The 7,876-nt window shown below is 66.3% G+C and carries 9 protein-coding genes; 8 read left to right on the top strand and 1 reads right to left on the bottom strand.

All coding sequences use genetic code 11. The annotated features are described in order from the left end of the window. The first annotated feature begins 762 nt into the window (after window positions 1-762). From rpmH to D456_RS0119665, 8 genes are all read left to right on the top strand, one after another. The gene (rpmH, locus tag D456_RS26040; RefSeq protein WP_083904634.1) at window positions 763-906 is read left to right on the top strand and encodes a 50S ribosomal protein L34; all 144 of its coding nucleotides are present in this window, start codon (window positions 763-765) and stop codon (window positions 904-906) included. Between the two features lie 95 nt (window positions 907-1,001). Beyond that, entirely contained in the window at window positions 1,002-1,484 is a 483-nt protein-coding gene (gene rnpA / locus D456_RS0119635; protein WP_026116035.1) for a ribonuclease P protein component, read from the top strand. Continuing rightward, complete coding sequence (yidD, locus tag D456_RS24565) at window positions 1,481-1,837, top strand: membrane protein insertion efficiency factor YidD (protein ID WP_051049503.1); 357 nt, start codon at window positions 1,481-1,483, stop codon at window positions 1,835-1,837. Before rnpA ends, yidD begins: the two co-directional genes overlap by 4 nt. Before the next feature lie 27 nt (window positions 1,838-1,864). Then, complete coding sequence (yidC, locus tag D456_RS0119645) at window positions 1,865-2,794, top strand: membrane protein insertase YidC (RefSeq protein ID WP_017577893.1); 930 nt, start codon at window positions 1,865-1,867, stop codon at window positions 2,792-2,794. A 158-nt stretch (window positions 2,795-2,952) separates the two neighbouring features. Further along, complete coding sequence (locus D456_RS0119650) at window positions 2,953-3,438, top strand: Jag family protein (protein WP_017577894.1); 486 nt, start codon at window positions 2,953-2,955, stop codon at window positions 3,436-3,438. Between the two features lie 1,080 nt (window positions 3,439-4,518). Then, complete coding sequence (gene rsmG, locus D456_RS0119655; protein WP_017577895.1) at window positions 4,519-5,238, top strand: 16S rRNA (guanine(527)-N(7))-methyltransferase RsmG; 720 nt, start codon at window positions 4,519-4,521, stop codon at window positions 5,236-5,238. A gap of 215 nt (window positions 5,239-5,453) precedes the next feature. Further along, entirely contained in the window at window positions 5,454-6,230 is a 777-nt protein-coding gene (locus D456_RS0119660; RefSeq protein WP_017577896.1) for a ParA family protein, read from the top strand. Window positions 6,231-6,312: 82 nt separating this feature from the next. Next, window positions 6,313-7,302, top strand: coding sequence for a ParB/RepB/Spo0J family partition protein (locus tag D456_RS0119665; RefSeq protein ID WP_026116036.1), 990 nt, complete (start codon window positions 6,313-6,315; stop codon window positions 7,300-7,302). 100 nt (window positions 7,303-7,402) lie between these two features. Here D456_RS0119665 and trxA read toward each other — a convergent pair whose 3' ends face one another. Next, window positions 7,403-7,726 (bottom strand): thioredoxin, encoded by a 324-nt coding sequence (gene trxA / locus D456_RS0119670; protein ID WP_017577898.1) that lies wholly within the window; start codon window positions 7,724-7,726, stop codon window positions 7,403-7,405. Window positions 7,727-7,876 lie beyond the last annotated feature (150 nt).

Below are 7,876 nucleotides of genomic sequence, written 5' to 3' on the forward strand. Positions count from 1 at the left end.
CTGTGCGTCAGCCAAGGTGACCTGCCATGGGTGCTGTCCCTTTCGGTGCGGATCTGTTCGGGCGTTCGTGCGCTCGTGTGCGCTGCCCCGGTGTGAGAGCGACTCTCCATTGTCCTCTCACAGAGGGGGTCGACGGGACGGTTCGGGCGTGCTCGAGGGGGATCCGTGCCTGTGGACAACTTCACCGGCAGACGTTCGCGCGGATGAGGGTTACTTGCTGGTATCCACAGCCGAAAGCAGTTCTCCACAAGTTGTACACAGGTTTGTCCACAGGCTCTCAGATGGGTGTGCACAGCGCAGAGTTTTCCACAATAAGCAGGTCAGGGCATGTGTAGGACGTGCTGAAGGTGGCTGTGCACAGGCTGAGCCGCGACGAGGGGAAAGTTATCCACAGGCTGAGGTTATCCACAGGAGTCCGGGGGTGTGGAAGTGCCACGCGCTGTGGACGGACCGATGTCCACAGGTGCGCCCGGGCCGTGCAGCTCCCGCCCCTCCGGGCAGCCGGCTCCCCTCCGGGAGAACCCGGAGCGCAGGTCCGCGGAAGAGGAGCCGGGCGGAGGAGGAACATGGGGAGCGCAGGTGAGCAGGGCCGATTTGACCACGGGAGGGACAGGCCGTATCTTCTTTATGCTTATACCGATGATCTGCCTGCGCCCGTGTGCCCGACACCGGTGGCGTGGCCACGGGACATAAGCAGTGCACGACCCCGCATATCCTGGGGGTCTGTCGTATGTATTTCCTGACACGCCCCTGGAGCCTTAAGTGAGCAAGCGTACGTTTCAGCCGAACAACCGGCGTCGCGCTAAGGTCCACGGCTTCCGGCTGCGCATGCGTACGCGCGCCGGTCGCGCCGTCATCGCCTCGCGCCGCAGCAAGGGGCGCAAGGCTCTGAGCGTGAGCCACTAGGTCACGCGCGAGACCCACGTTCTCGGGGACCGGTCCGGCCACTCGCCGGCCGGTCCCTTTTGTCATGGGAAGTCGCAGCGATCCCGGAGGAAGCCATGCTGTCGCCGAGGAACCGGATGCGTCACAGCTCCGAGTTCGGCACCGTCATGCGATCCGGACGACGCTCCTCCCGTGACACCCTGGGAGTGATCTACCTCTCGCCCCCGGCCTCCACACCCGTCCCCGGAGACGGCCCCGCACCGCCCCGCGTCGGCTTCATCGTGAGCAAGGCGGTCGGGGGAGCGGTCGTCCGTAAGCGGGTCCAGCGCCGACTGCGCCATCTCATGCGGTCTCGGTTGGGTGATCTGCCAGACGGTAGCCTTCTGGTGGTACGTGCCAAACCCTCGTCCTCGACTGCGCGGAACGAGGAGCTGGCTGTGCAACTGGACAGCGCGATCGCCGCCGCGAAACGCCCCAAGAGCGCTTCGCGGCGCCGCCGTGGCCGTGACAGAACACGTCCCCCGGCGGACCCGGAGAACGGTGGAGCAGAAGGGAACCGCCGCCCCCAAGCGGCCGGAGAACGGTGGACCAGCCGATGACCGAGCACAGACCGACCGCGTTCGCGCGGGTGCTGATGCTGCCGATCCGTGGCTACCAACGCTTCATCAGTCCGCTCTTCCCCCCGGTCTGTCGCTTCTATCCCTCGTGCAGTGCTTACGCCATGGAAGCTCTGCGTGTGCACGGTGCCCTGCGTGGACTGTGGCTCACGGTCGGACGGATCGTCCGCTGCCATCCCTTCCATCCCGGAGGAGTGGATCCTGTTCCGCCTCCCCGGGGTGCGCCTACCGACCGGCCCGCTGCTGACGGCGGGACCGAGCGCGAACAGGGGTCCTCTCCCGAGGGCCCGACGGACGGAACCGGTGATTCCGGGATCCGTCCCGGAGACCGCTAGCCGAACGAATCATCTAGGAGTTGGCCGGTGCTGGACTGGCTTTACAACATCGTCGGCCACGTATTGGTGTGGATCCATGCGGGTCTGACCGCCGTGGGCCTGGACCCCGAGAGCGGGTGGGCGTGGGGCCTGTCCATCGTGCTGCTCACCGTCGTCATGCGCCTGCTCATGGTGCCGCTGTTCGTCAAGCAGATGAACACGCAGCGCAAGATGCAGGAGGTCCAACCGAAGATCAAGAAGCTTCAGGAACGCTACAAGCACGACAAGGAACGCTTGCAGCGCGAGTCCATGAAGCTCTACCAGGAGAGCGGCACCAACCCCATCATGGGGTGTCTCCCGCTCCTCCTGCAGATGCCGATCTTCTTCTCCCTCTTCAACGTGCTGCGCAACGTCGCAGAGGGCAACGCCCGGTTCGGGTTCGACGAGCAGTTGGTCGAGCAGGCCCGTGAGGCCCAGATCTTCGCGGCCCCCATCGCGGCCCAGTTCAACTCCTCCGAGGAGGAACTGCTCGCGCTCGGGTCCTCCGACCCCATCATGGCCAAGGTCATCATCGTCATCGCCTGTGTGGCCATGGGTGCGACGACCTTCCTCACCATGCGGCAGAGCATCCAGCGGAGCATGGCCCAGCAGCCTGACAACCCGATGATGCAGACCCAGAAGATCATGATGTACATGGCGCCCCTCTTCGGGCTCTTCGGTCTCATGATGCCGGTCGGTGTGCTGGTCTACTGGGTCACGACCAACCTCTGGACCATGGGTCAGCAGAACATCCTCTACCGCAACCAGCCGCAGCCGGGTGAGGAGAGCAAGGCCAAGGAGAACGGCGGTTCCGCCAAGGGCATGCTCGGCCGCAAGAAGACAGCCGAACCTCAGCCCGAGCAGAAGGAACAGCCTAAGATCGAACGCAAGCAGCCGAAGAAGCAGCCGCGTTCCAAGCGCACGGGCGGCGGTTCCTGAGGGAGACTCCGTCAGCCGGGCCGGAGAACGGCCCCGTGCTTCGTGTCGGCCGCGCACCCAGCCTGGTACGCGGGTGACAATGCCCCTGAAGGTCACGACATGGACGAGGAAGCGGGTTCGCTGTGGGACGTAGCGAGGAAGAGAGCGGTGGAGTAGCGGTGGCAGAGGCGCCTGATTCCGGTATCGACGTCGAGGCCCTGGAGAACGAGGGCGACATCGCCGCCGACTACATCGAGGGCCTCCTCGACATCGCGGACTTCGACGGGGACATCGACATGGACGTCGAGGGCGATCGGGCTCTCGTCTCCGTGGTGGGTGCGACCCTCGACGAGCTCATCGGTGACAACGGCGAAGTCCTGGAATCACTCCAAGAACTCACCCGCCTCGCCGTTCACCGGGCGACGGGGGAGCGCAGCCGTCTGATGCTCGACATCGGAGGTTTCCGGGAGGAGCGTCGCAAGGTGCTCTACCAGGTCGGCGCGGACGCGGTGAACAAGGCCAAGGAGAGCGGGAAGCCCTACTCCCTGGAGCCCATGACCCCCTTCGAACGCAAGGTCGTCCACGATGCCGTCGCGGATGCCGGCCTCAGGAGTGCGTCCGAGGGCGAGGAGCCCAACCGGTACGTGGTGGTCGACCCCGCCTGAGGGGCGAGCGGGGTGGAAGACCCGGGGGCGTCGGTGTGCAAGCACCGGCGCCCTTCGTCGTCTCCGAGGGTCTGTTTCACGTGAAACAGCGCGAGATCGTGCGGATGGTGAGTGCGGGGGAAGGGTCACCGGGGTCGGGGTTGTAGCTTGGCCGGGCCCCGACGGCCCGCTTCGGCGCACTCCTCGTCCGAATCATTGCGGGGCTGGTGACAGGCGGCTGGAGACCCGGGGAGAAACCCAGCGGGGTGGTGGCTGGTGGGCGGCTCGTATTTCGGTGACTGGTGGAACCGGGCTCGTGGACCGGTGGCTGGTGAGTGGTGTTCGTCCGTGGTGTGCTGCTCCCCCATCCGCGGCCACCCGAGCCCGGGTTTTCTGTCCACGGACCGGGGAGCGACAGCCCCACGCGGGTCCCGGTTTCACGTGAAACACACTCGTGGCAGGCATGCAGACAGGCGGTCCGTGTGCTCCACGTTCCCACTTCCGCAGGCCGGTGAGAACGGGAGAGGTTGGAGAGGCCTGTTCCGTGCTCGTGGGGCCAGTGCGGTAGGCGGCGCGCTCCTGTGATGTCTGTTCCTGGAGTCGACCAGCTTGCCCGCCGAGGGGAGAAGGTCGAACGCTCCGGTGGGTTCAGGGGCGAGCCGGCGGAGCGTGTTTCACGTGAAACCGAGTCGACTCGCGGCCATGTCGACATGGGATTGAACGGGTCGAGTGTCGGGCGGGATGCGGATGGCGATCGAGGTCCGGCAGCAGTTACCCTCGTGGACTCATCGGTATGTCGACACGGCGACCAGCGGTTGAGGCCGACTCGCGGGATGTTCCCTGTTTCACGTGAAACAGCTCCTTCCGGATGTCGGCGTTCCACGTGAAACGCGAACACTGGTCCGCGCATCGCCGGATCGACGGCGAGGAGAGTGCGGTGTGCCGCATAGGATCTAAGGGGGTCCGTCCCCGTGGGCCGGGAGGCCCGGAATCGGCTCCTCCGCCACACGAAACCCGTCCGGCCCCTTGGAACGTCCGCGTCCATGGGTGGCCAAGCAAGCATGGAAGTGACGATGGACGAGTACCGACAGGTGGTGTCCGATGACTTCGGGTCCTGACGTCCCGCCCGCAGCCGACCCCCCTCCGCCGGAAGCGGAAGCGGTCTTCGGTGATTCCCTGCCCAAGGTCCGCCGTTACGCGGACCTGCTCGCGGACGACGGGGTCCGCCGAGGGCTGATCGGACCCCGTGAGGTCCCACGTCTGTGGGGGCGCCACATCATCAACTGTGCCGTCGTGGAGGAGATCCTCCCCGAGGGCGCCGACGTGATCGACGTGGGTTCGGGGGCCGGGCTGCCCGGAATCGTACTGGGCCTGCTGCGGCCCGATCTCGAGGTGATCCTCCTCGAACCGCTCCTGCGCCGGACGGTCTTCCTCGAGGAAGCGGTGGAGCTCCTGGGCCTCTCGAATGTTCATGTGCGACGTGGTCGCGCGGAGGAGATGCGTGCAGAGCTGTCCGCCGACTTCGTGACGGCACGTGCTGTCGCCCCGTTGGCCCGACTGGCAGGGTGGTCGTTGCCTCTCCTGCGCAAGAACGGGAGCCTTCTGGCGCTCAAGGGGGAGCAGGCCGAGACCGAACTGGCAGCCGCAGAACAAGACGTTTCAAAATTGCGGCCAAGTGTCAGCGATGTGATCCGGGTCGGTCGGGGTAAAGTCGATCCCGCTACCACGGTCGTTCGCGTCACGGTGACATCAGACGGTGGCCCGCCCCGAGGATCCCAGAAGTCGCGAGGCGGCAAGAAGAAGCGCGGACGGAAGAGGTGAACTCATTCGTGCCCCAGTATCCAGACGACCAGGCCGGTGTTTCACGTGAAACGCCGGTGGGCGCCTACGGTGACCTGCTCGACGGCGCCGGTGTTTCACATGAAACATCTCAGCCCGCACCGGTGGCTCAGGAAACACCCCTGGGCCGCTCCGCCCACACATCCACGTCCACACGGGGACGCGACGAAGTATGGCCTCGCCCGGAACGTTGCCGGGTGATCAGTGTCGCCAACCAGAAGGGCGGCGTCGGAAAGACCACGACGACGGTCAACATCGCGGCAGCACTGGCCATGCACGGCCAGCGGGTGCTCGTGGTCGACCTCGACCCTCAGGGCAACGCCTCCACGGCGCTCGGTGTCGAGCGGGACAACCAGACCCGGTCCATCTACCACTGCCTGGTGGAGGACGAGGAGATGAGTAAACTCGCGCAGCCGGTGCCCGACATCCCCAATCTGTGGTGCGCTCCGGCCACGATCGATCTGGCAGGCGCCGAGATCGAGCTCGTCTCCCTGGTGGCGCGGGAGGCCCGACTCAAACGTGCCTTCGCCGCCTACGACACTTCCGAACTCGACTACATCCTCGTGGACTGCCCGCCCTCGCTCGGGCTGCTCACCGTCAATGCGATGGTGGCCTGCGACGAGATCATGATCCCTATTCAGTGCGAGTACTACGCGCTGGAGGGTTTGGGCCAGCTCCTGCGGAACGTGGAACTGGTGCAGTCCCACCTGAACCCGGGCCTGGACATCAGCACGATCGTGTTGACGATGTACGACGGCCGTACTCGGCTGTCGCAGCAGGTCGCCGACGAGGTCCGTTCCCACTTCGGCGAGGTCGTCCTCAACACGGTGGTGCCACGCAGCGTGCGTGTCTCCGAGGCGCCGAGCTACGGCCAGTCCGTGATGACCTACGACCCGTCCTCGACGGGTGCCTCGGCCTACGGGGACTCCGCGCGGGAGATCGCACACCGCTTGCCGACCACCACCGGTCGTTGACCGAACGGATCGTTCCCCGCGTCCCTGGGCAGGTCCCGGGGGCGCTCGACGCTCGCACGAAAGAATCTGGAGGGAGTTGCCGGTGAGTCAGCAGCGGCGCGGACTGGGCAAGGGTCTGGGGGCGCTCATCCCGCAGGGGCCGGCGGCCCCCGCGCCGTCGGAGGAGAGTGTTCCGGACCCGGCGCCTGTGGCGGAGGCCCCCGAGGTGGTGGACGTGACCCGGGAGGCCCCGGTGGGGTTGTCCGACGGCACGTACCTGGAGGAGGTCGAGCTCGGGGCGATCACCCCGAACCCGCGGCAGCCGAGGAGCAACTTCGATGACGAGGCTCTCGAGGAACTGCGTGACTCGATCGTCGAGGTCGGGCTCCTCCAGCCGGTGGTGGTGCGCAAGCTCGCTGCGGACGGAGGACCGGAGCGCTACGAGCTCATCATGGGGGAGCGCCGGTGGCGGGCCAGCAAGGAGGCCGGCCTCCAGCGCATCCCCGCGATCGTCCGGAGCACGGGCGACGACGAGCTGCTCCGGGACGCGCTTCTGGAGAACCTCCAGCGCCAGGAACTCGACCCGCTGGAGGAGGCGGCTGCCTACCAGCAGCTCCTGGACGACTTCGGGGCCACGCACGGAGAGCTCGCCCAACGGTTGGGCCGGTCGCGGTCGCACATCACCAACACCCTCCGGCTACTGAACCTGCCGCCGAAGGTGCAGACGCGGGTGAGCGCCCGTGTCCTGAGCGCCGGCCACGCACGGGCGCTGCTCGCGGTGGAGGACCCGGACCTGCAGGACCGCTTGGCCGAACGGGTCAACAGCGAGGGCATGTCGGTGCGTTCTCTGGAGGAGACCATCACGCTCCAGAAGAAGGGGCACGGGGTCGACGACCGTGAGCGCGCACGCCGCAGCGCCGGACGACCGATCCCACCACCGCAGGCGGAGGAGTGGGCCACACGTCTCTCCGACCGTTTCGACACGACGGTGAAGGTCGATTTCGGTAAGAAGAAGGGGAAGCTCGTCGTCGAGTTCGCAACGATGGAGGACCTCGAGCGCATCATCGAGCAGATGGGCGGCCGTGTCTCCTGACCGTCGCCCTGAGGTGTTTCACGTGAAACACCGCGCATGAAGAGGGCCCGGAGCGCAGGTGAGGCTCCGGGCCCTCTTCATGACCGTGGATCCGGTTCGGTCACAGGAACTCGGCGAGCTCCTTCTCCAGGGAGCGCTTCGGCTTGGCGCCGATGAGCTGCTTGACGACCTCACCGCCCTTGTAGACGTTCATCGTCGGCAGCGACATGACGTTGTAGGAGCGGGGGGTCTCGGGGTTCTCGTCGGTGTTGATCTTGACGACATCGATCTTGTCGCCGTACTCGTCCGCCAGCTTGTCCAGAACCGGGGCCATCTGCTTGCACGGTCCGCACCAGTCGGCCCAGAAGTCGACGAGGACGGGCTTGTCGTTGGAGAGGACGTCCTCCTTGAAGGAGGCGTCGGTGGTGGTCTTGACGTTGGACATGGTTCTCCTCGGTTTACGGAACGTGAGTGGTGTCTTGTCGTCTCGGCCGGGCCCTCGTGCCTGGGGCCGCGACGACGTGGCCGAGCGGGGTCTCAGTTGCCCATGTCGGCGAGGTGGCGTTCGGCGTCCAGGGCGGCCGAGCAGCCGGTC

Source organism: Nocardiopsis kunsanensis DSM 44524 (assembly GCF_000340965.1).
GTDB lineage: Bacteria > Actinomycetota > Actinomycetes > Streptosporangiales > Streptosporangiaceae > Nocardiopsis > Nocardiopsis kunsanensis.